We start from the raw sequence: 25,211 nt of genomic DNA, 5'->3' as shown, positions 1-25,211 counted from the left end.
GTCAGTCCTCCTCGGGGGTGGTCGTGCCCGACGACGACAGGTCGCCCGGAGCCGTCGTCCTGCCCGGGCCCCCGGGCACCTCGGGCGACGTGGGCACGCGGTCCAGCGCGCCGCCGTCGGGCTTGCCGCGCTGGAGCCCGGGGACGCGGCGTCGGCCCCGGAGGGCGACGGCCTCGACCTCCGCCGACGCGCCCGGTTCGAAGCGCCGGGACGTGCCGGACGGGACGTCGAGCCGGAACCCGTGCGCGGCGTCCCGGTCGAACGCGAGCGCGGCGTTGGCGTCGGGCAGGTGCAGGTGGGAGCCGATCTGCACCGGGCGGTCCCCGGTGTTCGTCACGACCAGCGTCACGCGCTCGTCGTCGGTGCGGTCGGCGTTGAGGACCACGGGCACGTCCTCGGTGCCGCGCTTGAGCCGGATCGCGCCGGGTCCGCTCGTGCTGATGCCTGCCATGGGTCGCCTCGTTCTCGCTGATTCTCGTGCGTGCGCCGGATCGGGCCGGTTCAGGCGATCGGCTGGTGGATGGTGACGAGCTTGCGTCCGTCGGGGAACGTCGCCTCGACCTGGACGTCGGGCAGCATCTCCGCGACGCCGTCCATCACCTCGTCGCGCCGGAGCACCTCGCGCCCGGAGACCATGAGCTCCTCGACGCCCGCCCCCTCGCGAGCGCGCTCGATCACCCACGTGGTGAGCAGGGCGACGGTCTCCGGATAGTTGAGCAGCACGCCGCGCTCGTGCCGGTCGCGCGCGACCATGCCCGCGACGGCGAGCAGCAGCTTCTCGGTGTCCGCGGGGGTCAGGTGCATGGCGGCGATCCTGCCGCGTGTTCGTTTCCGGCGTGTATACACCGCGTTATACGTCCGTGTACCGGGTCCGTTCCCGGGCACGACGAAGGCCGCCGGCCGGGCGAACCCGGCCGACGGCCTTCGATGTCCTGCGATGCTCCGGTGCTCGCCGTGCGAGCCGGAGCGGGTCAGGCGTGGATCAGAAGTCCATGCCGCCCATGCCGCCGTCGCCACCCGGCATGGCCGGGGTCTTCTCCGGCTTGTCGGCCACGACGGCCTCGGTCGTGAGGAAGAGCGCCGCGATGGAGGCGGCGTTCTGGAGCGCGGAGCGCGTGACCTTGACCGGGTCGTTCACGCCGGCGGCGAGGAGGTCCTCGTACACACCGGTCGCGGCGTTGAGGCCCTGGCCGGACGGGAGGTTGCGCACCTTCTCCGCGACGACGCCACCCTCGAGGCCCGCGTTGACGGCGATCTGCTTGAGCGGGGCGTCGATCGCGGCGCGCACGATCTGCGCACCGGTCGCCTCGTCACCCTCGAGCTCGAGCTTCTCGAACGCCACGGCACCGGCCTGGATGAGCGCGACGCCACCACCGGCGACGATGCCCTCCTCGACGGCCGCCTTCGCGTTGCGCACGGCGTCCTCGATGCGGTGCTTGCGCTCCTTGAGCTCGACCTCCGTCGCGGCACCCGCCTTGATGACGGCGACGCCACCGGCGAGCTTCGCGAGGCGCTCCTGGAGCTTCTCGCGGTCGTAGTCGGAGTCCGACTTCTCGATCTCGCCACGGATCTGGTTGACGCGACCCTGGATCAGGTCGGCGTCGCCCGCGCCCTCGACGATCGTGGTCTCGTCCTTGGTGACGACGACCTTGCGCGCCTGGCCGAGCAGGTCCAGCGTCGCGTTCTCGAGCTTGAGGCCCACCGTCTCGGTGATGACCTGGCCGCCGGTGAGGATCGCGATGTCCTGGAGCATGGCCTTGCGGCGGTCGCCGAAGCCCGGGGCCTTGACGGCGACGGACTTGAACGTGCCACGGATCTTGTTGAGCACCAGGGTCGCGAGCGCCTCGCCCTCGACGTCCTCGGCGATGATGAGGAGCGAGCGGCCGGCCTTCATGACCTGGTCGAGGACCGGGAGCAGGTCCTTCACGTTCGAGATCTTGGACTCGACGATGAGGACGTACGGGTCCTCGAGCACGGCCTCCTGGCGCTCGGGGTCCGTCTCGAAGTAGCGCGCGAGGAAGCCCTTGTCGAAGCGCATGCCCTCGGTGAGCTCGAGCTCGAGGCCGAACGTGTTCGACTCCTCGACCGTGATGACGCCCTCCTTGCCCACCTTGTCGAGGGCCTCGGCGATGAGCTCGCCGATCGCAGGGTCGCCGGCGGAGATGGCGGCCGTGGCGGCGATCTCCTCCTTGGTCTCGATCTCCTTGGCGGCGTTGAGCAGCTGCTCGGTCACCGCGTCGACGGCCTTCTCGATGCCGCGCTTGACGGCGATCGGGTTGGCGCCGGCCGCGACGACGCGCAGGCCCTCGCGCACGAGCGCCTGGGCGAGCACGGTCGCGGTGGTGGTGCCGTCACCCGCGACGTCGTCGGTCTTCTTGGCGACCTCCTTGACGAGCTCCGCACCGATCTTCTCGTACGGGTCCTCGAGCTCGATCTCCTTGGCGATGGAGACGCCGTCGTTCGTGATGGTCGGCGCGCCCCACTTCTTGTCGAGCACGACGTTGCGGCCCTTGGGGCCGAGGGTGACCTTGACGGTGTCGGCGAGGGCGTTGAGCCCGCGCTCCATGCTCCGACGAGCCTCCTCGTCGAAGGCGATGATCTTGGCCATGGGGAATGATCCTCCGCTGGTGGCGTGTGGCGGTCGGCCGGCGCCCGCGACGGACGGCCCGCGACGGGCGGCGTTCATGTCACGCCGCCGGGGCGGGCCTCACCTGTCGACCTGGTTCTGTGCGCCGCACCCGCGGTGAGCGGCTGCCTGCGCTGGTCACTTCTGTCACTCTCATGACGAGAGTGCTAACGCCATTATTGGCACTCGCAGGGGGCGAGTGCAAGACAGCCCGTCACTGCCCGTCCCCGTATCGCGACGGGCGAAACCCGCCGCGCTCGCGATCCCCCTAGGATGCGCGGTGTGATCCGCGCAACACCGTCGTGGCGCCTCGCAGCAGCCCTGGCCGGCTTCGTGCTGGTCCCTGCCCTCGGCCTCACCGCCGCGACCGCCGTCGCCGCCCCCACGGGCGAGCACATCGACCTGTACCAGGACGGCGTGGCCGTCACGATCGCACCCGGCGGCGGCACCGCGCTCCTGCGCCTCGCCCCCGGTGCCGGGGCGGCCTACCTCCCCGGCAGCCGCGTGCTGGACCCGACGGCCCTCGACCCGGTCGCGCTCGCGGGGGGCGTCGACCCCGCGGACGGCGAGGCGAACCGGCTCGCGCAGGTTGCCGGCGCCCGGCTCGACGCGTCGGCGCTCCTGGACACCGCACGGGCGCACGACGCTGCCGCCGCGTCGCGCGCGTGGCTCGCGTCCGGCGCGGTCCCCGGCGCGGACGGCCCGTTCGCGGCGCTCGGCGAGGCCGCGCTCCTCGACCTGCGCGCCCTCACGCTCGACGACGGCGCCGCGCTCGCCGCCGCCTCCCCCAGGTGGCGCTACGTGTGGCCGCGCGACGCGTCGTTCACCGCGGCGGCCTTCGCGCGCACCGGGCACGTCGACGACGCACGGGACGTCCTCGGGTTCCTCGCCCGCGTCCAGGAGGACGACGGGTCGTTCCACGCGCGCTACCTGCCCGACGGCTCGGGCGTGCCCGACGACCGCGGCCTCCAGTCGGACGGCGTCGGCTGGGTCCTGTGGGCGGCCGACGTCCTGCTGGAGGAGACGCCCGCCGCCGAGCGGCGCGAGGTCGCCGCGGAGCTGGGACCCCTCGTCGACGCCGCGACGGACCACGCTCTCTCGCTCGTCGACGGCGAGGACCCGCTGCCCCCGCCGTCGAGCGACTACTGGGAGGTCGAGCCGACGACGCTGACCCTCGGCACCGCCGGTCCCCTGCTCGCCGGGCTCGAGGCCGCGGCCGACGTCTACGCCGCGACGGGCGAGACCGGCCGGGCAACCGACGCGACGCTGGCTGCCGCGCGCCTGCGCATGGCCGTCGAGCGGTCGTTCGGGTCGCAGGGCTACCCGCGCCACGTCACCGGCGGCGCGCACGACGCGTCGACCGCGTTCGTCCTGCCCCCGTTCCAGCCCGAGCCGCTCGCGGGAGCGGACGTCGCGTGGCGCGCGTCGGTCACCGAGATGCTGCGCCCCGCCGGAGGGCTCGCTCCCGGGGCGGGCTGGCGCGAGGACGGCATCTCCTGGACACCGCAGACGACGTTGTACGCGCTCACCGCCGCGTCGTCGTCCGAGCCCGAGGACGTCGCGGACGCCGAGGAGTGGCTCCGGTGGGTCGACGACCACCGCACCGCGTCCGGCGCGATCCCGGAGAAGGTCCTCGCGGACGGGTCGCCGGCCGCCGTCGCCCCGCTCTCCTGGAGCTCGGCCCTGGTCGTGCTCGCTCTCGTAGAGCTCGACACGACCACAGCAGCGCCGGCGAGGTAGAGGCGTGGTCGCGTGAGGTAGAGGCGTGGTCACGTGAGGTAGAGGCGTGGTCGCGGACCGCGAGCCCTACCTGGCGCCCACTCCCGACGTCGGCGCCAGATCGGGCTCCGCGCGGACGTCGAACTCCCGGCGCAGCACGCGCCGCGCGGCGTACCAGCCGCCGAGCCCGTGCACGCCCGGCCCGGGCGGCGTGGACGCCGAGCACAGGTACACGCCCTCGAGCCCGACGGCGTACGGGTCGAGCCGGGGCGTCGGGCGCGCGACCATCTGCCACATGCTCACCGCGCCGCCCGCGATGTCGCCGCCCACGTAGCTCTCGTCGTGCGCCGCCATCTCCGCGGCGGGCACGCAGCGGGACGCGACGACGAGGTCTCGGACCCCCGGGGCGAACCGTTCGAGCTGACCGAGGACGTCCTCGGTCACGTCGCGCGTCGAGCCGGCGGGCACGTGCGCGTACGTCCACAGCGGCCGCAGGCCGTCCGCCTCGCGCGCCGGGTCGACGACGGTCGGGTCGCTCGCGAGCATCATCGGCCGCACCGCGTGCCGGCCGGCCGCGACGTCCGCCTCCGCGCGCGCCATCTCCGCACGCGTCCCGCCGACGTGCACCGTCCCGGCACGCCCCACCTCCGGGTCCGCCCACGGGACCGGCCCGGAGAGCACGAGGTCGACCTTCGCGGCCGCGTCGCCGTGCCGGAACCTGCGCAGGGCCCACTCCGTGCGCGGCGACAAGAGGTCGGTGAACACGTCCGCGACGACACGCGGGGCCGTGTCGAACACGTAGGCCCGAGCCCGCGGCAGGTCGGCGCGCGTCCCGACGCGGTGGCCCGTGACGACCTCCCCGCCGTGAGCCCGCAGGTCGTCCAGGAGGGCCGCGACGATCGCACCCGAACCGCCCCGTGGCAGAGGCCACCCACCCGGGGCGTGACCGAGCGACGCGAGCAGCAGCGCCGTCCCGGCGGCGGCCAGCGACGGCAGGCGGGCGATCGCGTGCGCCGCGACACCCGTGAGGAGCGCCCCCGCCTCGTCGGTGCGGAACCGCCGCGTCCAGGCCGCGCTCCCCTGCTCGAGGACCGCCGCACCGAACCGGGCCGCCGCCCCTGCGCCGCTCGGCGTCAGCACGCGGCCCGGAACAGACCGCTTGTCACCCAGGGCGACCGCGACGACGTCGCGCCAGTCCTCGACGAGCGGGCCGAGCAGCGCGCGCCAGGCGTCGCCGTCGACGCCGAGACGCTCCACCGTGCGGTCGAGGTCGTGGTAGGCGATGCCCGCGCGGCCGCCCTCGAGCGGCTGCGCGTACGACACCTCGGGCACGAGCAGCTCCACGCCACGCGCGCCCAGGTCGAACGCCTCGAAGAACGGCGACGCCCACGCCATCGGGTGCACGGCCGAGCACACGTCGTGCACGACCCCGTCCGCGAGGCCGAGGTCGAGCGTGCGTGCGCCGCCGCCGATCGTCGGCTGCGCCTCGAGGACGCGCACGGCGAGACCGGCACGTGCGAGGGTCACGGCGGCGGCCAGCCCGTTGGGGCCCGAACCGACGACGACGGCGTCGAGGTTCTCCGTCACGCGACCCTCGCGAGCCGCGTCAGAGCGGCCGCACCTGCTCGGCCTGCGGGCCCTTGGTGCCCTGGCCGAGCTCGAACTCGACCTCCTGGCCCTCGTCGAGCGTGCGGTAGCCGTCGGTCTGGATCGCGCTGAAGTGCACGAAGAGGTCCTGTCCGCCGGCAGCGGGCGTGATGAACCCGTAGCCCTTCTCGGAGTTGAACCACTTCACGGTGCCCTGAGCCATCTACGTCTCCTCGTGCATCGTCGCCCGCGAGGCGACCCCCGCCCCGTGGTAGCCCGAGCCTAGCCCGCGAGCGGCGCGCACGGAAGGTCGGACGCGCGGCTTCCGACGTCAGACGGACAGGTGAAAGGGCAGGTCAGCGGAGGGCCGCCGGACCGTTACAAGGTTGTGCGTCCGAACGCCGTCAGCCGGCGGGCGTGAGCTCCGACTTGACGATCACCACGACGTCCCCGGATCGGAGCGTCTGCTGGCTCACCTGCTCCGCCGGGATCCCGAGGATCGCCGCCACGGCCGCGGCGCTGTCGCTCCGGTCCTCGCCGTACCAGACCGTGGTGACCGCAACGTCGTTCGGGTCGCCCTCGTAGTCGGCGGCTTCGACGTTCGTGAAGCCCTGGTCTGCGAGAGCGTCGCGGCCCTTGCCCGCCTCGCCGCCGATACCGCTGGCATTGAGAACGCGGACGCTGGCGGCCGGGTCGGCGGCCGCCATGAGCGTGGCGATGTCAGGCGCCGCGGGCGTCTCCTCGACGGGCGGTTCCTCCGTAGCCGGGGGCTCCTCCTCCGCGGGAGGCTCCTCGGTCTCCTCGGCGGGCGGCGTCTCGGTCTCCTCGGCCGCGGGCTCGGTGGACTGTGCCTGCGGCGGGTTCTCGGACGCGCCGTTGTCCGACAGCAGCGCGACGCCCCCGTACGCGAGGCCGGCGAAGACGACGGCGACCAGCAGGAACGGCCACGTCTTGCTCCACCCGCTGCGCGGCGTGCGGTGCACCCCCACGGGCGCACCCTGCGGCGCGGGCGCGTCGAACTCGTCGGGCGCGTAGGGGTAGCGGCTCTTCGTCACGGCGACAGGGTAGCCCGGTCAGGCCCGTTGGCTAAACGCCCAGTTCGCCCGGGCTTCACGGGCGACGGCGGTCCTCACGTCACAGACCTTCGAGCCGGCGGGCCGTGCGAGCCCGCTGCCTGGTGGAACGCATCCGGCGCAACCGCTTGACGAGCATCGGGTCGTGCGCGAGCGCCGCCGGGGAGTCGATGAGCGCGTTGAGCACCTGGTAGTAGCGCGTCGCGGTCATGTCGAACAGCTCGCGCACCGCCTGCTCCTTGGCGCCCGAGTACTTCCACCACTGCCGTTCGAACGCCAGGATCTCCTGGTCGCGCTCGCTCAGGCCCGACGCAGAACCCTCCTGGTCGGTCGGGGCGCCGACCGCGTCGGGTCCGTCGAGCACGTACGCCTCGCTCATCGTTCCCTCCCTGCACTCTCTCGTCACGGGACCTGCGCACACCGGTGCGCCCGGCCGCCTCTCAGCGTACGCATGAACCACACGGGTGTCATTCGTCCTCGCCGTCGTCTGCCGAGAGCCTGCCGACGCGCTCCGCGCGCCGGTTAGGCTCGGGGCCGTGGAGAGCGCACCCGTCCAGCCCGTCGACGTCGACCCGGGCAGCACCCCGGCCGTCCCCGACCCGGCGCCGAGCCCCCGCCCCCCGCTCGCGAGCATCATGGCGCCTGACTGGGCCGAGGCTCTCGCGCCCGTCGCGCCGCAGCTCCACGCGCTCGGGGACTTCCTGCGCACCGAGGTGGCGGCCGGGCGCGAGTACCTGCCCGCGCCGTCGGCGATCCTCAACGCGTTCTCGCGGCCGCTCGCGGACGTGCGCGTGCTCGTCGTCGGTCAGGACCCGTACCCGACGCCGGGGCACCCGATGGGGCTGTCGTTCTCCGTGCAGCCGCACGTGCGCCCGGTGCCGCGCTCGCTCCAGAACATCTTCGCGGAGCTCGCGGAGGACGTCGGCGCCCCCACGCCCGCGAACGGCGACCTCACCGCGTGGAGCGACCAGGGCGTCATGCTCCTCAACAGGGTGCTCACCGTCCGCCCCGGCGAGCCCGGCTCGCACCGCGGCCAGGGCTGGGAGGCCGTGACGGAGGCCGCCATCCGTGCGCTCGTCGCGCGCGACGCCCCGCTCGTCGCGATCCTGTGGGGCCGCGACGCCGCGACGCTGCGCCCGATGCTCGGCGACACCCCCGTCGTCGCGAGCGCCCACCCGAGCCCGCTCTCCGCGCGTCGCGGGTTCTTCGGCTCCCGCCCGTTCTCCCGCGTCAACGAGCTCCTCGTCGCCCAGGGCGCCGCCCCCGTCGACTGGACCCTCCCGACCGCGTAACCCGCCCCCGCCGAGGGAGAGCCGTGGTCCGGCGAGGTAGAGCCCTGGTCGGTCGAGGTAGAGGCGTGGTTCTCGTGCCCGACGGCGCGTGGTCGCCCTGGGAGGTCGGGGCAGGTGGACCCGCTGCGACCTGCCCGTCGGCCCTCCGGGTCACCTGGGCAGCGGCCGACCCCTCACGCAGGGTGACCTGAACGCGATCGATGGCCGGCCGCCGTCAGGCATGACCACGGCTCTACCTCGACCGACCAGGCCTCTACCTCGCGGAACCACGGCTCTACCTCGGTGGGGCACGGGACCGACGGGAGCAGAATGGGCGGGTGACGACGCAGAACCCGACGACCACTCCCCTGGCCGGTGACGCCTCCGACGACTCCCGACCCGACGACTCCCGACCCGACGACGCCCCGCCCCGCTGGACGAGCTACCTCGCGATCGGCGACTCGTTCACCGAGGGCCTGTGGGATCCCTACCCCGGCGAGGAGGACCGCCAGCGCGGCTGGGCCGACCTCCTCGCGCAGCACCTCGCAGCCCGTCGCGTCGCGGCGGGCGTGGAGCCGCTGCGCTACGCGAACCTCGCGATCCGCGGGCGCAAGCTGCGCTCGATCCTCACCGAGCAGGTCCCGGCGGCGCTGGAGATGAAGCCGGACCTCGTGAGCGTCATCGGCGGCGGCAACGACATCCTGCGGCCGAACGCGGACGTCGACCGGCTCGCCCGCAACCTCGAGCACGCGGTGGCACGCCTGCGCGGGGCGGGGATCGACGTCCTCCTGGCCACCGGGTTCGACGCCTCCAGCTCGCCGCTCGTGGGCCTCACGCGCCCGCGCGTCGGCGTGTACAACGCGCACATCTGGTCGATCGCGCGCCGGCAGGGCGCGTACGTGCTCGACCTGTGGGGGATGCGCGCGCTCCACGACTGGCGCGTGTGGTCGGAGGACCGCATCCACCTGACGCCCGAGGGGCACCGGCGGGTCGCGCAGGCGGCGCTCGTCGGGCTGGGCCAGGCGCCCGACGACGCGGCGTGGGACGACCCGCTCGCTCCCCTGCCGCCGCTCCCGGCGCTCGACCGGGCGCGGCAGAACGCGCAGTGGGTCCGCACGCACGTCGTGCCGTGGGCTCAGCGCCGGATCCGCGGGACGTCGTCGGGCGACGGACGCCTCCCCAAGGCGCCCGAGCTTCTCCCTGTCCCGCTCGCCGACAGCTGAAGGCGGACGGGATCGGCGATGTCGGCCCAGATCGGCAGTCGAGGCTGCCGATCCGAGCAGAAGCTGCCGATCTCACGACGCGCACCGGCACGACGACGCCCCCGGCTCCGCGGAGCCGGGGGCGTCGTGGTGGAGCCGCCTGTCGGGTTCGAACCGACGACCTTTCGCTTACAAGGCGAGTGCTCTACCAGCTGAGCTAAGGCGGCGTGCCCGGGCTGCCGGGCGAGCGAACAGACTACCTGCTCGCCCGACGGCCCGGGACCGCGGCCGACGCCGGTCGCGGCGCCGGCGAGGGGGTCAGCCCTGCGCGGCCGCGACGGCGTCCGAGAGCGCGTTCGGCTGGCTCCAGTTGCCGTCCCAGCGCTCGCCGTCGATCGTGATCGTCGGCGTGCCGAAGCCGCCCGACTGCGGGTTCACGAGGGCCTCGTCCTGCGTGACGAGGCTCGTCGCGGTCGCGGCCCAGTCGCCGTACGTCTCGACGGCGGTCCCGTCGGCGATGCCCGCGGCGACGTCGGCCGGGACGCCGGCCTGCTCGGCCAGGTCCGCGATCTGCTCGTCGGTCAGGGTCGAGACGTTCTCCTCGGGCTGGTTCTGGAACATGATCGCGTTGAACGCGTTCATCTGCTCCGGCGCGCGGTCCGCGATCCACGCCGCGGCCGCGGCGGATCGGGTCGAGAACTGCTGCGCGTTCGCCATGCGGTCGAGGATCGAGACGGGGTGCAGGACGACGGTGACGTCGCCCGACTCGCGGAGCTGGTCGAGCGTCGGGCCGTTCGTCTCCTCGAACTGGCCGCAGATGGGGCACATGTAGTCGAGGTAGACGCCGACCTCGACCGCGCCCTCGTTCTCCGTCCCGGCCGCGCCGTCGGCGCCCATCGGGATGCCACCGTCGTCGCGCGACGTGGACGGGCTCGTCACGTCGGCGAGGTTCCCGGCCGCGACGGCGTCGATCGTCTTGTTCTGGTCCTTCATGGCCGGGATCCACACGGCGAGGAACACGCCGACGAGCACGAGGACGCCCGCGACGAGCGCTCCGATCGTGATGAGGCGGTTCCGCTTGTCGCGCTTGGCCTGCGCCTCGCGCAGCGCGAGGGCCTCCGCGCGCGCGGCCTCGCGGCGCTGGGCCTTGGTCTGGGCTTCGTTGCTGGGCATGGTCGTCCTCCGAGGGAGTTCCGAGAGCGGGGATGTGTCGAGGTGCGCGCCGGCAGGGGTCGCGCGGGCCGTGCGTCCGACGGCGTCGTCAGACCAGGGCGAGCCGCGGCGGACCGCGCCGCGTGCGCACCACCGCGTCGGCGAGGTGGTGCAGGGCGACGGGGACGGCGTCGGGCACCGGGCGGACGACCCGCCGGGCCCCCGCCACGAGCGCGCCCACCGGGCGACCCGCGCCCCGCACGACCCTCCGCAGCGCCCGCGCCGCGCCGGTCACGACCGCCCGGGAGCGGTCGTGGGCGCGCCGCGCCCACGCCGACACGCCCCACGCCACCGCCGCGGCCACGACGTGCCCGACGACGACGGGCAGCGCGAGCACGCCGACCACGGTGACCATGGCAGCGGGGTCGCCGCCGAGCGCGGTGCCGGACGGGCAGTCCGGGGTCTCGTGGACGAGCGCGAGGTGCATCCCGGCGACCCCCCATGCGCCCGGCACCGTGACGCACTGGTGCACGACGGCGTACCCGCGGTCGGCGAGCTGTGTCACGAGGGCGGCGAGGAGCGTGAGGAGCAGGAGGGCGGGGCCGAGGAGCCGGCCGGTCACGGGCACGACGGACGTGCGCGTCACGCCGCGCGACCACGCGCGCGGCACCGTCGTCCGGAGCACGGCGCCCATCCTACGCATGCGTGCTGGTAGCGGGCTGGGAACGCCCGGGACGATCCACGAGCGGGCGTCGGCACCGGGACTCCGGCTCAGCGCAGCGCAGGTGGCCCGGGGAAGGGCCACCACGTCACCTCGGGGTCGCCGGCGAGGAGCACGACGCACAGGACCGTGAGGGCGAGCCCGATGCCCGCGAGCACGAGGGTCCCGGTGCGGCCCGGGGCGATCCGCGCGAGCGCGGTCCGTGTCCCGTAGCGCGTGAGGTGGGTCAGCGGCCCGGCCCACGCGAGGACGACGGCCGCGAGCGACGCGAGTCCGAGGATCACGGTCGTGACGACCGGGGAGTTCCCGCCGTCCGCGCCCTCGACGACGACCCAGCGGTCGGACTCCAGGAGCCACCACCCGGCCACGACGACGAGCACGGCGGCGCACGCCGCCACGAGCAGCGACGGGAGCGCCCCGACGACGGCGCGCACGACGTACCAGGGCGACGCCGCGACCGCCCTCACGGTGTCGCGGGGCGACACGCCGCGCCGCTCGCGCCGCGCGTGCAGCGACTCCGTCGTCACCCCGACGACGCGCGCGAGGACGACGAGCACGGACAGCACGACGAACGCGACGCCCGGGTGGAGCATGCCGAGCAGGACGAGCGGGGCCGCGAGGAGGAGCAGCGCGGTGCGGCGCGCGGCCGGCACGGGCCGGACGTAGAGCGGCTCGCCGTCCTCCCCCACGGGTGGCGCGCCGAGGTCGTCCATGAGGTCGTGCCCGGCGGGGACGGCCATGGTGCGGCCGTCGTTGACCTGGGACTGCGACGTGGGCAGGGGCGGCGGCACGACCTGCGCCTGGCCTGCCCACGCCTGCGCGCCGGTGCCGCCCGGGACGACGGCGACCGGCGGAACGACGTGCGTGGGCCCCGTCGGTGGGCCGACGACCTGCGTCGCGGGAGCCATGTCCCCCGTGTCGGCGGCCTGGCGCAGCGCGGCGACGACCTCGGTCGGGCCGAGCCGCTGCGCGGGGTCCGCGTGCAGGGCCCCGGCGAGCGCGCGTGCCGTGACGGGCCCGAGGCCGGCGAGGTCGGGCCGCCCGCTGCGGGCACGGGCCAGGACGACGTCGGTCGGCCGCACCCCGAACGGGGCACGACCCGTCGCGGCGTAGGCGAGGAGCGCGGCCCAGCCCCACCAGTCGCTCCCGACGCTCGGGGCGGCGCCCTCGAGCAGCTCGGGCGCGAGGTAGCCGGGCGTGCCCATGACGAGGCCGGTCGACGTGACGCGCGCGTCCTCGAGGCCCTGCGCGATCCCGAAGTCGATGAGCACGGGGCCGCGCGAGGAGACCATGACGTTGCTCGGCTTGAGGTCACGGTGCACGACGCCGGCCGCGTGCACGGACTCGAGCGCGGCCGCGAGCTGGTCGGCGAGCTCGTAGAGGTCCCACGCGTCGAGCGGGCCGCCCTCGGCGACCTCGTCCTCGAGGGTCGGGCCGTCGACGAGCTCGGTGACGATGAACGCGTCGGGGCCGTCGAGCTCGACGTCGAGGATCTGCGCGACGGCAGGGTGCCGCAGGCGCTGGAGGGCGAGCGCCTCGCGACGCAGCCGCTCGCGACCCTGGGCCGCGGCGTCGAGGTCGACGTGCGCGTGCAGGAGCTTGATCGCGACGAGGTTCCCGCCGCCGTCGTGCGCGCTGTGGACGGTGCCCATGGCCCCCGACCCGAGGCGTGCGCCGATGAGGTAGCCCCCCACCTCGCTGCCCGGCGCGGGGCCGCGCGACGGCCCGCCCGGGGCGGTCCGCGCGTCGACGCGCTGCGTGGGCTCCTCCATGGTGACAAGGTAGCGGCAGCAGGCCCGTTCGGCGGCCCGACGGGCCCGGTGGGCGACTCGGCCCGGGGACGGACGGCCCGTCCCCGCGCGGGACGAGCCGACTACCCTGGGTCTCCCCGGCGCGATCTATCGAAGCTCAAGGAGCAGTCCATTGACAGGTAAAGAGGGATTCGATCTCGTCGTGGTGGCCAACCGGCTGCCCGTGGACTTCACGGTCGGACCCGGCGGGGACGTCGAGTGGAACCGCTCGCCCGGTGGTCTCGTCACGGCGCTCGAGCCCGTCATGCAGGCGTCCGACGGCGCGTGGGTCGGCTGGTCCGGCGCACCTGACCTGGCCAGCGAGCCGTTCGACGCCGACGACATGCGGCTCGTGCCCGTCACCCTCTCCGCCGACGAGATCGAGCGGTACTACGAAGGCTTCTCCAACGACACGCTCTGGCCGCTCTACCACGACGTCATCTCGCCGCCCACGTACCACCGCACGTGGTGGGAGGCGTACCGGCGCGTCAACCAGCGCTTCGCGGACGCCGCGGTCGCGCAGGTCTCGCCGGGCGGCGTCGTGTGGGTGCACGACTACCAGCTCCAGCTCGTGCCGCAGATGATCCGCGCCCAGCGCCCGGACGTGCGGATCGGGTTCTTCAACCACATCCCGTTCCCGCCCCTCGAGCTGTTCCAGCAGCTCCCCTGGCGCCGGCAGGTGCTCGACGGGCTCCTGGGCGCGGACCTCGTGGGCTTCCAGCGCGCGGGCGACGCCGCGAACTTCATCCGCGCCGTGCGCCGCCTGCGCGCGCACACGACGCGCGGCCCCATCATCACGGTCCCCGGCGAGGACGGTCGCGACCGCCACGTGCGCGCCGCGGCGTTCCCCATCTCGATCGACTCGCGCCGCTTCGACGAGCTCGCGCGATCGCCCGAGGTGCAGCAGCGCTCGCGCGAGATCCGCGCCGACCTGGGCGACCCGGACATCATGATGCTCGGCGTGGACCGCCTGGACTACACCAAGGGCATCCGGCACCGCATCAAGGCCTACGGTGAGCTCCTCCAGGACGGGCGCCTCGACGTCGAGCACGCGACGCTCGTCCAGGTCGCGAGCCCGAGCCGCGAGAACGTCGACGCCTACCAGGAGCTGCGCGAGCACGTGGAGGGCGCCGTCGGGCGCATCAACGGGGAGTACGCCGAGATCGGGCACGCCGCGATCCACTACCTGCACCACTCCTACCCCCCGGAGGAGATGGCCGCGCTGTACCTCGCGGCGGACGTCATGCTCGTCACCGCGCTGCGCGACGGCATGAACCTCGTCGCCAAGGAGTACGTCGCCGCGCGCTCCGACGACCGGGGCGTCCTCGTGCTCTCGGAGTTCACGGGCGCTGCCGACGAGCTCTCCTCCGGTGCGCTCCTGGTCAACCCGCACGACATCGACGGGATGAAGGACATCATCGTGGCCGCCGCGCACATGGACCACCGCGAGCAGCGCAAGCGCATGCGCCGCCTGCGCCGCAAGGTCCTGAGCGACGACGTCGCGAAGTGGTCGGAGTCGTTCCTCGGCGTCCTCACGGCCATGCCGTCGCGCGTGCCGCACCGCCGGCCGGACGACGTCGGCCAGGACGGGGCGCAGGCCGACCTCGCCGTGGAGGCCCGCGCGTGACCCCGCCCGACGGCGGCCCCGCGCTGCCACCGTCCCTGCCCCGGCCCGTCGCCGACGCCGTCCGCGCGTTCGCCGCGGACGGCAGCGGCTCCCCGCACGCCCGGCTCGTCGCGCTCGACTTCGACGGGACGCTCGCGCCGCTCGTCGACGACCCGCACGCGGCGCGCATGGCGCCCGCGGCGCGGGCCGCCGTCGACCGCCTCGGGAGGGTGCTCGCGGGGACGACGACGCGCCTCGCCCTGGTCTCGGGGCGCCACCTCGCGGACCTCGCCGAGCGCAGCGTGCCGCCGGTCGGGACCGTCCTCGTGGGCAGCCACGGCGCCGAGACCGGCGTCGTCACCCCGTCGGGCGTCGAGGCCGTCCCGCTCGAGCTGTCCGCGGACCAGGCCGACGCCCTCGCGGCGCTGCGCGCCGGCCTCGCGGACGCGGTGGCGGGCCGCGAGGGCGCGTGGGTCCAGGACAAGCCGAGCGCCGCCGTCCTGCACACGCGGCTCGCGTCCCCGGCCGACACGCGGGCGGCGGAGGACCTCGCGGACGCCGTGGCCGAGCGGCTCGGGCTGCACGCGATGCACGGCAAGGACGTGGTGGAGGTCGCCGTCGTGGAGACGTCCAAGGGCGAGGCGGTCGACCGGCTGCGGGACGTCGTCGGGCAGGACGCCGGGCTCCCCGGCGGGCGCACGCGCGTGCTGTACGCCGGGGACGACACCACGGACGAGACCGCGTTCGCCGTCCTCGGCGCGGGCGACCTGGGGGTCAAGGTCGGGGACGGCGAGACCCGGGCCGGCTCGCGGGTGCCCGACGCCGACGGGCTGGCCGCGGCGCTCGAGCTGCTCGCCGACCTGCTGGGACGCGCGGAGGGCTGAGCGGCGGGTCACGCGCCGCCACGAAACCGCTACCCGATCGTGACCGGCGCTGTGACGAAGCACTCAGAAGCCGGAGTAGTATCAGGTCCACGATGACGTCGGGTCCCCTGCTCGCACCAGAGGGGGTCCGACTTCTTCTGTGTCGTCGAAGACACGCTCGTCCGCCATCGCGAACAGCTACGTCGACGTGGCACGTCACTGCACAACGGATCGTCCGGCACGTACCTGCCGGTGGAGGGATGTACCAGTCATGGCTACGGTCACCTACGACCACGCAACCCGGCTCTACCCCGGGACCGAGCGTCCCGCTGTGGACCAGCTCAACCTGCACATCGAGGACGGCGAGTTCCTCGTCCTCGTCGGCCCCTCGGGCTGTGGCAAGTCGACCTCGCTCCGCATGCTCGCGGGCCTCGAGGACGTCAACGGCGGACACATCTACATCGGCGACCGCGACGTCACGGACGTCCAGCCGAAGGACCGCGACATCGCGATGGTGTTCCAGAACTACGCGCTGTACCCGCACATGTCCGTCGCGGACAACATGGGCTTCGCGCTGAAGATCGCCGGCACGCCGAAGGCGGAGATCCGCCAGCGCGTCGAGGAGGCCGCGAAGATCCTCGACCTCACCGAGTACCTCGACCGCAAGCCGAAGGCGCTCTCCGGTGGCCAGCGTCAGCGCGTCGCCATGGGCCGCGCGATCGTCCGCCAGCCGCAGGTGTTCCTCATGGACGAGCCGCTGTCGAACCTCGACGCCAAGCTCCGCGTCCAGACCCGCACGCAGATCGCGTCGCTCCAGCGCCGCCTCGGCGTCACGACGGTCTACGTCACGCACGACCAGACCGAGGCCCTCACCATGGGTGACCGCATCGCGGTCCTCAAGGACGGCCTGCTCCAGCAGGTCGGCACGCCGCGCGACATGTACGACACCCCGCAGAACGTCTTCGTCGCCGGCTTCATCGGCTCGCCGGCCATGAACATCGGCACGTTCGCGGTCAAGAACGGCGTCGCCGAGGTGGGCCCGGCCCGCATCACGCTCGAGCGCGAGACGGCCGCGAAGATCACCGAGGCGGACAACGGCAAGGTGACGATCGGCTTCCGCCCCGAGGCCCTCGACGTCGTGTCGCAGGCCAACGAGGCCGCCTTCCCGGTCGAGGTGAACATCGTCGAGGAGCTCGGTTCCGACGCGTTCGTCTACGGCACGCTCAAGGGCGACCTCGCGGCCCAGGCCGACGTCCACTCGGGCGCCGGTGACAACCAGGTCATCGTCCGCGTCGACCCGCGCAACGTCCCGGCCAAGGGCGAGCGCATCTACGTGACGATCCGCCCGGGTCACTCGCACGTCTTCGGCGCGGCGTCGGGCCAGCGCATCAGCTGACACCCGTCACGCAGCACCGCCGCAGGGCGGGTCCTCCCGATCGGGGGGACCCGCCCTGCGTCGTCCGGGGGCACGGTACTCCGCGAGGCCCGTGCCGGTCGCGGGCAGCGAGGCTCGCCCTTGACAGGGTCATGGTCGACAACAACACTACTTTTGCACACGTGACACCAGAAGTCGCATGTTCGTCAGCCAAATAGACAACGCTGTCAATTGGAGCCTCATGCAGATCTCGCACCATGCCTCTCGCGCTCGGCGCCTCGGCGCGGCACTGACGGGCGGCGCGCTCGTCGCGGTCACGCTCGCCGCCGCCCCGGCCGTCGCGACCCCGTCCGCCACGACCAGCCCTCCCGCCACCCTCGCCGCGGCCGAGACGTGCGGCCCGGACGACGGGCTGCCCGACTCCAAGATCTCCATCCAGCTCTACACGCACGTCGGTGAGCTCGGGGGCTCGGGGACCCCGTCCGTCGAGACGATCGACCGCGTGCTCGGGGAGGTGGCCGACGCGGGGTTCACCAACGTGGAGCCGTACAACCAGCCCTACTCGATGCCCGTCGAGGAGTACCAGGCGATCCTCGACAAGCACGGCCTCGCGGTGTCCTCCAGCCACGGCAGCACGGACTGGGGCTCGTGGCCCCAGACCGTCGCGTACGCCGTCGCGCTGGGTCAGGACTACATCGGGACCGGCGGGATGGCCGGAGGCTACGGCACCTACGCCGAGGCGGTCGCGACCGCGGCCTACGTCGACCAGCTCGGCCAGTACGCGCACGAGAACGGCGCGAACAAGATCGTGCTGCACAACCACCAGAGCGAGTTCACCACGCGGTACCCCGACCCGGTGACGGGCGAGATGGTCAGCGCCTGGGAGGTCATCGAGGCCAACACCGACCCGCGCTACGTCACGTTCCAGCTCGACGTCGGCTGGGCCGCCGACGCCGGCCTCGACGTCCCGGCGTGGATCGAGGAGCACGGGGACCGCATCGAGCTCCTGCACATCAAGGACGCCGTGAACGTGAACGCGCCGGGCGACATGCGGCAGGTCGCCCTCGGCCGGGGCGAGCTGGACCTCCCGGCGATCATCGCCGCGGCCGAGCCGTACGTGCAGTACTACACCTACGAGTGGGACTGGGCGCCGTCGTTCGAGACCTCGGCGGAGTCCTACCGGTACCTCCGCTGCTTCGAGTCCGAGGACGGGGGCGGGAACGAGGGCGACGAGTCGCTCGCCCTGGGCCGCCCGGTGACGGCCTCCAGCATCGACGAGGCCGGCCACGAGCCCGAGAAGGCGGTCGACGGCAACGCCGGGACCCGCTGGAGCAGCGCGTGGGACGACCCGGAGTGGATCGCGGTGGACCTCGGCGCGAGCTACGACCTCAGCCAGGTCGTGATCGACTGGGAGACCGCGTACGGGTCGGGGTACGAGATCCAGACCTCGCCGGACGGCGAGACCTGGACCACGGTGCGCACCGTCGCCGACGGTGACGGCGGCTACGACGAGCTGGACGTCGCGGCCACGGGCCGCCACGTGCGCCTCTACCTCACGGAGCGCGCGACGCAGTGGGGCTTCTCGCTCTACGAGCTCGAGGTCTACGGCACGCCGAGCGGGCAGCTCGACCTCGACGTCGAGGTACAGGCGCGGTGCCTCGCCGGCCAGGCGTACCTCGCGGTCCGCGCGGCGAACGGCGAGGACTCGCCGGTCGACGTGACCCTCACGACGGCCTACGGCACCCGCGAGTTCGCCGACGTCGCCCCGGGCGCGAACGCGTACCAGTCGTTCGCGGTGCGCTCGGCCTCGGTCGCGAGCGGCTCGGTGACCGTCACGGGCGCCGCGACGGTCGACGGCGAGGAGGTCACCTCGACCGTCGACGTCGAGCACGACGCGCTCGACTGCGCCTGACGGCTCCCGGGTGCGTGGCTCGTCAGGCCCGCACCCGGGACCACCCCAGCCCGACCCGGCGCCCGCCGGCCCCGACCCGAGGCCGGCGGGCGCCGACGTCGTGCCGCGAGACGACGCACGCACGTCGGCCGCTCGACGGAGACCGTGGACAATGGACCCCGTGACGGTGCACAACCTGCAGATCACCGCGTCGGCCCCCGACCCGGCTCTCCTCGACCTGCCCTGGGACATCCCGCTCGAGGAGTGGCCGGCCGAGACCCTCGCGGCGCTGCCGCGCGGTATCTCCCGGCACATCGTGCGGTTCGTCCGCCTCTCCGGGCGCGTCATCGCGATCAAGGAGATCGGCGAGACGGTCGCGTACCGCGAGTACGAGCTGCTCCGCCAGCTCCGCCGGCTCGAGGTGCCGAGCGTCGTCCCGGTCGGGGTCATCACCGGGCGCCAGGACGCGGACGGCGAGCGGCTGGAGGCGGTGCTCATCACGGAGCACCTCCAGTTCTCGCTCCCCTACCGCGCGCTGTTCAGCCAGGCACTGCGCCCGGACACGGCGACCCGCCTCATCGACGCGCTCGCCGTGCTGCTCGTGCGCCTGCACCTGGTCGGCTTCTACTGGGGCGACGTGTCGCTGTCGAACACCCTGTTCCGGCGCGACGCCGAGACCTTCGCGGCGTTCCTCGTCGACGCGGAGACGGGCGACCTGCACCGCGAGCTCTCGCCCGGCCAGCGCTCGTACGACGTCGACCTCGCGCGCACGAACATCATCGGCGAGCTCATGGACCTGGCCGCCGGCGAGCTGCTCGACGAGGACGTCGACGAGGTCGCGATCGGTGACGCCCTCGTCGCGCGCTACGAGGAGCTGTGGGAGGCGCTGACCACGTCGGAGTCGTTCGACGCGAACGAGCGGTGGCGCGTCGCGGCGCGCATCGAGCACCTCAACAACCTCGGGTTCGACGTGGACGAGCTCGCGATCACGACCGACATCGACGGCACGACCGTGCAGATCCAGCCGAAGGTCGTCGACGCAGGGCACCACTCGCGGCGCCTGCTGCGCCTCACCGGCCTCGACGTGCAGGAGAACCAGGCCCGCCGGCTGCTCAACGACCTGGACTCGTTCCGCGCGGCGGCCGAGCGCCAGAACGACGACGAGGAGTTCGTGGCGCACGACTGGCTCAGCGGCGTGTTCGAGCCCACGATCCAGGCCGTGCCCCGCAACCTGCGCCGCAAGCTCGAGCCGGCGCAGCTGTTCCACGAGATCCTCGACCACCGCTGGTTCATCTCCGAGCGCGCGGGCCGCGACGTCCCGATGGCGGAGGCGACGCAGTCGTACGTCGAGAACGTCCTGCGCCACCGGCCGGACGAGAAGGCGATCCTCGGCCTCGCACCCGGCGAGAAGGACCCCGAGTACTACGGCTGACCACGCGTCGACGCCCCACCGGTCACCGGACCGGCGGGGCGTCGACGTGTCGAGGAGCGGTCAGGCCTCGCGGCGCAGGCGCGCGACCTCGTAGAGGGAGATGCCCGTCGCGACGGCGGCGTTGAGCGACTCGGTGTCCGAGCCGATGGGGATGGACGCGACGACGTCGCACGCCTCGCGCACGAGGCGGGAGAGCCCCTTGCCCTCGGACCCGGCCACGACGACGAGCGGCTCGGTCGCGAGCTGGAGGTCGCCGATCGCGGTCTCGCCACCGGCGTCGAGCCCGACGACGAAGCAACCGGCCTTCTTGAGCTCGCCGAGCGCGCGGACCAGGTTGGTCGCGCGCGCGACGGGCACCCGGGCGGCGGCACCGGCCGAGACCTTCCACGCGGACGCGGTGACGCCCGCGGCGCGGCGCTCGGGGACGAGCACGCCGTGCGCCCCGAACGCGCCCGCCGAGCGCAGCACGGCACCGAGGTTGCGGGGGTCGGTCACGCCGTCGAGCGCGACGATCAGCGGCGGGCGCCCCGTCGCCTCGGCCGCGTCGAGCAGGTCGTCGACGTCGGCGTACTCGTACGGCGGCACCTTGATCGCGACGCCCTGGTGCACGGCGCCGTCGGTGAGGCGGTCGAGCTCCGGCTTGCCGACCTCGAGGAGGTCGTAGCCCCGGCCCGCGACGATGTCGACGATCTCCCGGGTCCGGTCGTCGGCGTCGAGGCGCGACGCGAGGTAGACCACCTCGACGGGGATGCGCGCCCGCAGCGCCTCGAGCACGGAGTTGCGGCCCGCGACGACCTCCTGCACCGAGCCACGACCCTTCGGGCCGCCGCCGCGCGAGGTGCCGCCCTTGGCGGGGCCGCCCCGCGGGGCGCCCCCGCGACCGGTCGGCGTCGTGGCGCGCTTCTCCTCGGCCGCCTTGCGCTTGTGCGCCGCGTGGTAGACGCGGTCCTCGGCCTTCGGCGTCGGCCCGCGACCCTCGAGGCCCTTGCGCCGCTGCCCGCCGGAGCCGACGGTCGCGCCCTTCTTGCTGCCGGGCTTGCGGGTCGCGCCGCGTCGTTGTGAGTTGCCAGCCATTGGGTGTACCCGTCGTGTCGTGGTCAGGTCGGTCGGTGTCGGTCAGGTGGATCGACGCCGGTCCGGTCGGTCAGGTCGGTCGGTTCGTGCGAGCGGGCGCAGGTGCGCCACCGACTCCAGTGTCCCTCAGACACCCCGCCGAGGTAGAGCCGTGGTCCACCGAGGTAGAGGCAAGGTCACGACCACGCCTCTACCTCGCGGTACCAAGCCTCTACCTCGCGGGGACGGTCGTCAGGCGAGGGTCCAGCGCGCGCCGTCGGCCGAGTCCTCGACCGCGACTCCCGCCGCGGCGAGCCGGTCGCGGATCGCGTCGGCGGTCGCGAAGTCGCGTGCAGCGCGCGCCTCGGCGCGGGCCGCGAGCTCCGCGCCCACGACGGCGTCGAGCACCGCGGCGTAGCGGGAGTCCCCGCGGTCGGCCCACTGCGCGTCCCCCGGGTCGAGCCCGAGGACGTCGAGCATGGCCCGCACCGCGACGAGGTGGTGCCGCGCGACGGCGTCGGCGGCCGTCGTGCGGTCGGCGAGCGCCGCGTTGCCCGCACGCAGGTGCTCGTGCACGACGGCGAGCGCCGCGGGCACGTTGAGGTCGTCGTCCATCGCCGCGGTGAACGCGGTCGGCAGCTCGGCCTCGGTCACGTCGCCGACGTCGCCCACGCGCTCGGTCGCGCGCTCGACGAACCCGGCGAGCCGCTCCCACGTGGCCTCGGCCTCGACGACCGTCGCGGGCGTCCACTCGAGCATCGAGCGGTACTGCACGGACCCGAGGGCGTAGCGCAGCACGGCCGGGCTCGTGGTCGCGAGGACCTCGCGCACGAGCAGACCGTTGCCGAGGGACTTGCTCATCTTGGCGCCGCCCTGCGTGACCCACGCGCTGTGCAGCCAGTGCTGCGCGAACCCGTAGCCCGCGGCGCGCGACTGCGCCTGCTCGTTCTCGTGGTGCGGGAAGCGCAGGTCGAGCCCGCCGCCGTGGATGTCGAACGTGTCGCCGAGGTAGCGGCGCGCCATCGCGGAGCACTCGAGGTGCCAGCCGGGACGGCCGCGGCCGAACGGCGTGGGCCAGGACGCGGTCTCCGGCTCGCCCTCCTTGGGCGCCTTCCAGAGCGCGAAGTCGCGCGGGTCGCGCTTGGCGGCGGCCTCCTCGGCGTCCGCGGGGACGTCGTCGGGCACGGGGTTGAGGTCCTCGAGGCGCTGGTTGGTCAGCGAGCCGTACTCGGACCAGGACCGCACGTCGAACCACACGTCGCCCGGGCCGGTCGTGTACGCGTGCCCGCGCTCCACGAGGCGCTCCATGAGCTCGACCATGTCCGGCACGTGCCCGGTCGCGCGCGGCTCGTACGTGGGCGGCAGGACGCCGAGGGCGTCGTAGGCGGCGGTGAACGCGCGCTCGTACGTCGCGGCCCAGGCCCACCACGGCTCGCCGGCGTCGGCGGACTTCACGAGGATCTTGTCGTCGATGTCGGTGACGTTGCGGATGAGCGTCACGCGCGACCCGCCGCGCCGCAGCCAGCGCACGAGCACGTCGAACGCGACGGCGGAGCGCATGTGGCCGATGTGGGGGGCCGCCTGGACGGTCGCGCCACACAGGTAGATGCCGACCTCGCCCGGAGTCAGGGGCACGAAGTCGCGCACGTCCCGCGTGGCGGTGTCGAACAGGCGAAGAGTCACGTCCGCAAGGGTACCGGGGAGCCGCCTCGACGACCGTCAGCGCGGCCCGCCCGCCCCGGGACCGGTCCCGGGGACGCCCGGCCGGGCCGCGTCAGCCGAAGCTCTTGCCCTCGCCGCGGTACGTCGGGACGACGTCGACCACCTCGTCCCCGCGCACCAGGTGCACGCGGTCGAACCGCTCCATCGCCTCGCCCGCCTTGCCGTGGCGGAACCAGACCCGGTCGCCGACGCCGAGGTCGGGGGCGCCCGCGGCGCCCCGGGTCCGGTGCAGCGGCGTCTGGACCTCGCCCGCCCCCTCGCGGCCGGTGAGCGCCCACCCGGGCGTCGCCACGCGCGGCAGGCGGCTGCGTGACGCCGGACCGGACGCGACGTACCCGCCGCCGAACGCCGTCGCCCACCCGGCGGCGGGCACGCGCACCACGTCGAGGCCGAAGAAGGCGGACGGCCGCGGCCGGAAGGACCGGTACTCGTCGAAGAGCCCGGGGACGTACAGACCCGACCCCGCGGTGACCTCCGTGACGACGCCGTCCGCCGACGAGGTCTCGAGCGACCCCGTGCCGCCCGAGTTCACGAGCTCCAGGTCGTGCCCGACGACGTCGCGCACCGCCGCGACGACCTCGCCGCGGCGCTCGCCCAGCTCGAGCACCGAGAGCCGCTTGACCGCGCGCACGGCGAGGCTCGAGTCGGGCATCCCGGCGACCTGGGCCTCGTAGAACATGAGGCCGCGCAGCGCGAGGCCGGGCGTCGACGCCACGCGTGCCGCAAGCGAAGCGACGTCCGGAGGGTCGTGCAGGGGCGAGCGCCGCGTCCCGAGGTGGACCGTGACGAGCCCCAGGCCGACGCGCAACGACGCGTCCACGTCGAGGCACACGCGCACGGGCGGCTCGTCACCGGTGCCGGCCTCCGCGAGCGCCTGCCGGACGAGCTCGAGGTGCGCGGGGTCGTCGACCATGAGCGTGATCTCGCGCCGCCCGGCCTCGTGCCGCGCGAGCGCGGCGAGGGCCGCGCGGTCCACGGACGGGTAACCCACGAGCACGTCGCGGACGCCCGCGTCGACGAGCCACAAGGCCTCGCGCACCGAGAACGCCATGACGCCCTGGAAGCCGCGCTCCCCGGCCCGCGTCACGAGCGAGCGGACGCGCACCGACTTCGACGCGACGCGCACGGGCACCCCGCCCGCGCGTGCCCGGAGCTCGTCGGCGTTGGCGTCGAACCGGTCGAGGTCGACGACGGCGAGCGGCCCGTCGAGGTCCGCGGTCGCGCGCGTGAGGCGGGCGAGCAGCGACGGCGTCGCGCCGCGCTCGTCCGCGGCCCGGTCGGCCGTCCCCACCGTCGTCCTGGGTGCCGCGTCGCTCGTCATGGGGAGAACGTACGCCACGCGGGGGGCGTGAGACAGTACGACCTGTGAGCAGCGACGACGCCCTCTCCTGGACCAACTGGGCCCGCACGGCCTCCGCGACCCCGCGCCGTCGGGCCTCCCCGCGCGACGAGGCGGAGCTGGGCGAGCTCGTCGCCCGCGCCGCCGCCGACGGGATGCCGGTGCGCGCCGTCGGCGCGGGCCACTCGTTCACCCCCGCGGCCGTCACCGACGGGCTCCTGCTCGACCTGGACCGCATCGGCCTCGTCGAGCGCATCACGCGCGGCGCGAGCGCACCCGGCGAGGCCGACGCCGACGCGATCCTCGTGACCGTCGGGGCGGGCATCCGGCTGCACCGGCTCAACGAGGCCCTCGCTGCCGCGGGTCTCGCCATGCGCAACCTCGGCGACATCGACCGGCAGTCGATCGCCGGCGCGATCTCGACGGGCACGCACGGGACCGGCGCGGGCCTCGGCGGGCTCGCCACGCAGGTGCGCGGCGTCCGCGTCGTCGGGGCGGACGGCGAGGTGCGCGAGGCGTCGGCCGCGCAGGACCGCGACCTGTTCGAGCTGAGCCGCCTGGGGCTCGGTGTCACGGGCATCCTGTCGGCGGTCACGCTCGAGGTGGTGCCGGCGTTCCTGCTCCGCGCACAGGAGGAGCCCTGGCCGCTGGACCGCGTGCTGGAGGGACTCGGCGCGCCGGACGACGCCGACGGGCTCGTCGGGGGCAACGACCACTTCGAGTTCTACTGGTTCCCCCACACGCGCCGGGCCCTGACCAAGCGCAACAACCGGCTCGCGCCCGACGAGG

The 25,211-nt window shown here is 74.1% G+C and carries 22 protein-coding genes and 1 tRNA gene; 9 read left to right on the top strand and 14 right to left on the bottom strand.

Features of this window, described 5'->3' with window-relative positions; all coding sequences use genetic code 11:
* Window position 1: 1 nt before the first annotated feature.
* The 3 genes from ureB to groL all read right to left on the bottom strand — a co-directional run bounded on the left by ureB (window position 2) and on the right by groL (window position 2,608).
* Complete coding sequence (gene ureB, locus CCE02nite_RS12685; RefSeq protein WP_141389997.1) at window positions 2-451, bottom strand: urease subunit beta; 450 nt, start codon at window positions 449-451, stop codon at window positions 2-4.
* Between the two features lie 50 nt (window positions 452-501).
* Window positions 502-804, bottom strand: coding sequence for an urease subunit gamma (locus CCE02nite_RS12680; RefSeq protein WP_141389996.1), 303 nt, complete (start codon window positions 802-804; stop codon window positions 502-504).
* Between the two features lie 178 nt (window positions 805-982).
* The gene (groL, locus tag CCE02nite_RS12675; protein ID WP_141389995.1) at window positions 983-2,608 is read right to left on the bottom strand and encodes a chaperonin GroEL; all 1,626 of its coding nucleotides are present in this window, start codon (window positions 2,606-2,608) and stop codon (window positions 983-985) included.
* Window positions 2,609-2,908: 300 nt separating this feature from the next.
* On the opposite strand from groL, the gene CCE02nite_RS12670 reads away from it, so the two are divergent.
* On the top strand, window positions 2,909-4,366 hold the full coding sequence (locus tag CCE02nite_RS12670) for a glycoside hydrolase family 15 protein (RefSeq protein WP_141389994.1): 1,458 nt from the start codon (window positions 2,909-2,911) through the stop codon (window positions 4,364-4,366).
* A 66-nt stretch (window positions 4,367-4,432) separates the two neighbouring features.
* On the opposite strand, the gene CCE02nite_RS12665 is transcribed toward CCE02nite_RS12670, so the two are convergent.
* The 4 genes from CCE02nite_RS12665 to CCE02nite_RS12650 all read right to left on the bottom strand — a co-directional run bounded on the left by CCE02nite_RS12665 (window position 4,433) and on the right by CCE02nite_RS12650 (window position 7,384).
* Window positions 4,433-5,932: a phytoene desaturase family protein gene (locus CCE02nite_RS12665; protein ID WP_141389993.1), complete on the bottom strand. Its 1,500-nt coding sequence runs from the start codon at window positions 5,930-5,932 to the stop codon at window positions 4,433-4,435.
* Between the two features lie 19 nt (window positions 5,933-5,951).
* The gene (locus CCE02nite_RS12660) at window positions 5,952-6,155 is read right to left on the bottom strand and encodes a cold-shock protein (protein ID WP_047232397.1); all 204 of its coding nucleotides are present in this window, start codon (window positions 6,153-6,155) and stop codon (window positions 5,952-5,954) included.
* 181 nt (window positions 6,156-6,336) lie between these two features.
* Window positions 6,337-6,987 (bottom strand): LytR C-terminal domain-containing protein, encoded by a 651-nt coding sequence (locus CCE02nite_RS12655; protein WP_141389992.1) that lies wholly within the window; start codon window positions 6,985-6,987, stop codon window positions 6,337-6,339.
* Between the two features lie 79 nt (window positions 6,988-7,066).
* Window positions 7,067-7,384, bottom strand: coding sequence for a DUF3263 domain-containing protein (locus tag CCE02nite_RS12650; RefSeq protein WP_255318842.1), 318 nt, complete (start codon window positions 7,382-7,384; stop codon window positions 7,067-7,069).
* Window positions 7,385-7,637: 253 nt separating this feature from the next.
* Here CCE02nite_RS12650 and CCE02nite_RS12645 point away from each other — a divergent pair, with 253 nt between their 5' ends.
* A complete protein-coding gene (locus tag CCE02nite_RS12645) occupies window positions 7,638-8,297 on the top strand; it encodes a uracil-DNA glycosylase (protein WP_255318853.1) in 660 nt (219 codons plus the stop codon).
* A 347-nt stretch (window positions 8,298-8,644) separates the two neighbouring features.
* Window positions 8,645-9,499, top strand: a complete 855-nt coding sequence (locus CCE02nite_RS12640; protein ID WP_255318852.1) for an SGNH/GDSL hydrolase family protein — start codon at window positions 8,645-8,647, stop codon at window positions 9,497-9,499.
* Between the two features lie 130 nt (window positions 9,500-9,629).
* Here the strand turns inward: CCE02nite_RS12640 and CCE02nite_RS12635 are convergent.
* The 4 genes from CCE02nite_RS12635 to CCE02nite_RS12620 all read right to left on the bottom strand — a co-directional run bounded on the left by CCE02nite_RS12635 (window position 9,630) and on the right by CCE02nite_RS12620 (window position 13,123).
* Window positions 9,630-9,705 (bottom strand) — tRNA-Thr (locus CCE02nite_RS12635).
* Between the two features lie 91 nt (window positions 9,706-9,796).
* Window positions 9,797-10,651 carry a DsbA family protein gene (locus CCE02nite_RS12630; protein ID WP_141389991.1) on the bottom strand — a complete coding sequence of 285 codons (855 nt, stop codon included), beginning with the start codon at window positions 10,649-10,651 and terminating at the stop codon, window positions 9,797-9,799.
* 88 nt (window positions 10,652-10,739) lie between these two features.
* Window positions 10,740-11,315, bottom strand: a complete 576-nt coding sequence (locus CCE02nite_RS12625; protein WP_141389990.1) for a hypothetical protein — start codon at window positions 11,313-11,315, stop codon at window positions 10,740-10,742.
* Window positions 11,316-11,401: 86 nt separating this feature from the next.
* Window positions 11,402-13,123 carry a serine/threonine-protein kinase gene (locus tag CCE02nite_RS12620; RefSeq protein ID WP_141389989.1) on the bottom strand — a complete coding sequence of 574 codons (1,722 nt, stop codon included), beginning with the start codon at window positions 13,121-13,123 and terminating at the stop codon, window positions 11,402-11,404.
* A gap of 181 nt (window positions 13,124-13,304) precedes the next feature.
* On the opposite strand from CCE02nite_RS12620, the gene CCE02nite_RS12615 reads away from it, so the two are divergent.
* The 5 genes from CCE02nite_RS12615 to CCE02nite_RS12595 all read left to right on the top strand — a co-directional run bounded on the left by CCE02nite_RS12615 (window position 13,305) and on the right by CCE02nite_RS12595 (window position 20,308).
* The gene (locus tag CCE02nite_RS12615; RefSeq protein WP_371861926.1) at window positions 13,305-14,768 is read left to right on the top strand and encodes an alpha,alpha-trehalose-phosphate synthase (UDP-forming); all 1,464 of its coding nucleotides are present in this window, start codon (window positions 13,305-13,307) and stop codon (window positions 14,766-14,768) included.
* Window positions 14,765-15,631 (top strand): trehalose-phosphatase, encoded by an 867-nt coding sequence (otsB, locus tag CCE02nite_RS12610; protein ID WP_170227307.1) that lies wholly within the window; start codon window positions 14,765-14,767, stop codon window positions 15,629-15,631. The genes CCE02nite_RS12615 and otsB overlap by 4 nt, the downstream gene beginning before the upstream one ends.
* A 250-nt stretch (window positions 15,632-15,881) precedes the next feature.
* On the top strand, window positions 15,882-17,006 hold the full coding sequence (locus tag CCE02nite_RS12605; protein WP_141389986.1) for an ABC transporter ATP-binding protein: 1,125 nt from the start codon (window positions 15,882-15,884) through the stop codon (window positions 17,004-17,006).
* A gap of 220 nt (window positions 17,007-17,226) precedes the next feature.
* Window positions 17,227-18,897, top strand: a complete 1,671-nt coding sequence (locus CCE02nite_RS12600; RefSeq protein WP_141389985.1) for a discoidin domain-containing protein — start codon at window positions 17,227-17,229, stop codon at window positions 18,895-18,897.
* A gap of 151 nt (window positions 18,898-19,048) precedes the next feature.
* Window positions 19,049-20,308, top strand: a complete 1,260-nt coding sequence (locus tag CCE02nite_RS12595) for a DUF4032 domain-containing protein (protein WP_141389984.1) — start codon at window positions 19,049-19,051, stop codon at window positions 20,306-20,308.
* Between the two features lie 60 nt (window positions 20,309-20,368).
* On the opposite strand, the gene rlmB is transcribed toward CCE02nite_RS12595, so the two are convergent.
* The 3 genes from rlmB to CCE02nite_RS12580 form a co-directional block, all read right to left on the bottom strand.
* A complete protein-coding gene (gene rlmB, locus CCE02nite_RS12590; RefSeq protein ID WP_141389983.1) occupies window positions 20,369-21,382 on the bottom strand; it encodes a 23S rRNA (guanosine(2251)-2'-O)-methyltransferase RlmB in 1,014 nt (337 codons plus the stop codon).
* 231 nt (window positions 21,383-21,613) lie between these two features.
* The gene (gene cysS, locus CCE02nite_RS12585) at window positions 21,614-23,044 is read right to left on the bottom strand and encodes a cysteine--tRNA ligase (RefSeq protein ID WP_141389982.1); all 1,431 of its coding nucleotides are present in this window, start codon (window positions 23,042-23,044) and stop codon (window positions 21,614-21,616) included.
* 91 nt (window positions 23,045-23,135) lie between these two features.
* Window positions 23,136-24,404, bottom strand: coding sequence for an alanine racemase (locus tag CCE02nite_RS12580; RefSeq protein ID WP_141389981.1), 1,269 nt, complete (start codon window positions 24,402-24,404; stop codon window positions 23,136-23,138).
* A 44-nt stretch (window positions 24,405-24,448) separates the two neighbouring features.
* Between CCE02nite_RS12580 and CCE02nite_RS12575 the strand changes: the two genes are divergently transcribed.
* On the top strand, window positions 24,449-25,211 hold a 763-nt coding region (locus CCE02nite_RS12575; protein WP_141389980.1), incomplete at its 3' end, for an FAD-binding protein.

It is taken from the genome of Cellulosimicrobium cellulans, assembly GCF_006539945.1.
GTDB lineage: Bacteria > Actinomycetota > Actinomycetes > Actinomycetales > Cellulomonadaceae > Cellulosimicrobium > Cellulosimicrobium cellulans.
Note: the sequence above shows the minus strand (reverse complement) of the source record. Positions and strands in the feature narration are given on the sequence as shown.

Excerpts from the sequence above, each read along its gene's own strand:
- ureB (WP_141389997.1), bottom strand. The coding sequence starts at position 451 with ATGGCAGGCATCAGCACGAGCGGACCCGGCGCGATCCGGCTCAAGCGC.
- CCE02nite_RS12680 (WP_141389996.1), bottom strand. The coding sequence starts at position 804 with ATGCACCTGACCCCCGCGGACACCGAGAAGCTGCTGCTCGCCGTCGCG.
- groL (WP_141389995.1), bottom strand. The coding sequence starts at position 2,608 with ATGGCCAAGATCATCGCCTTCGACGAGGAGGCTCGTCGGAGCATGGAG.
- CCE02nite_RS12660 (WP_047232397.1), bottom strand. The coding sequence starts at position 6,155 with ATGGCTCAGGGCACCGTGAAGTGGTTCAACTCCGAGAAGGGCTACGGG.
- CCE02nite_RS12650 (WP_255318842.1), bottom strand. The coding sequence starts at position 7,384 with ATGAGCGAGGCGTACGTGCTCGACGGACCCGACGCGGTCGGCGCCCCG.
- CCE02nite_RS12630 (WP_141389991.1), bottom strand. The coding sequence starts at position 10,651 with ATGCCCAGCAACGAAGCCCAGACCAAGGCCCAGCGCCGCGAGGCCGCG.
- CCE02nite_RS12620 (WP_141389989.1), bottom strand. The coding sequence starts at position 13,123 with ATGGAGGAGCCCACGCAGCGCGTCGACGCGCGGACCGCCCCGGGCGGG.
- CCE02nite_RS12605 (WP_141389986.1), top strand. The coding sequence starts at position 15,882 with ATGGCTACGGTCACCTACGACCACGCAACCCGGCTCTACCCCGGGACC.
- CCE02nite_RS12600 (WP_141389985.1), top strand. The coding sequence starts at position 17,227 with ATGCAGATCTCGCACCATGCCTCTCGCGCTCGGCGCCTCGGCGCGGCA.
- CCE02nite_RS12595 (WP_141389984.1), top strand. The coding sequence starts at position 19,049 with ATGGACCCCGTGACGGTGCACAACCTGCAGATCACCGCGTCGGCCCCC.
- rlmB (WP_141389983.1), bottom strand. The coding sequence starts at position 21,382 with ATGGCTGGCAACTCACAACGACGCGGCGCGACCCGCAAGCCCGGCAGC.
- CCE02nite_RS12580 (WP_141389981.1), bottom strand. The coding sequence starts at position 24,404 with ATGACGAGCGACGCGGCACCCAGGACGACGGTGGGGACGGCCGACCGG.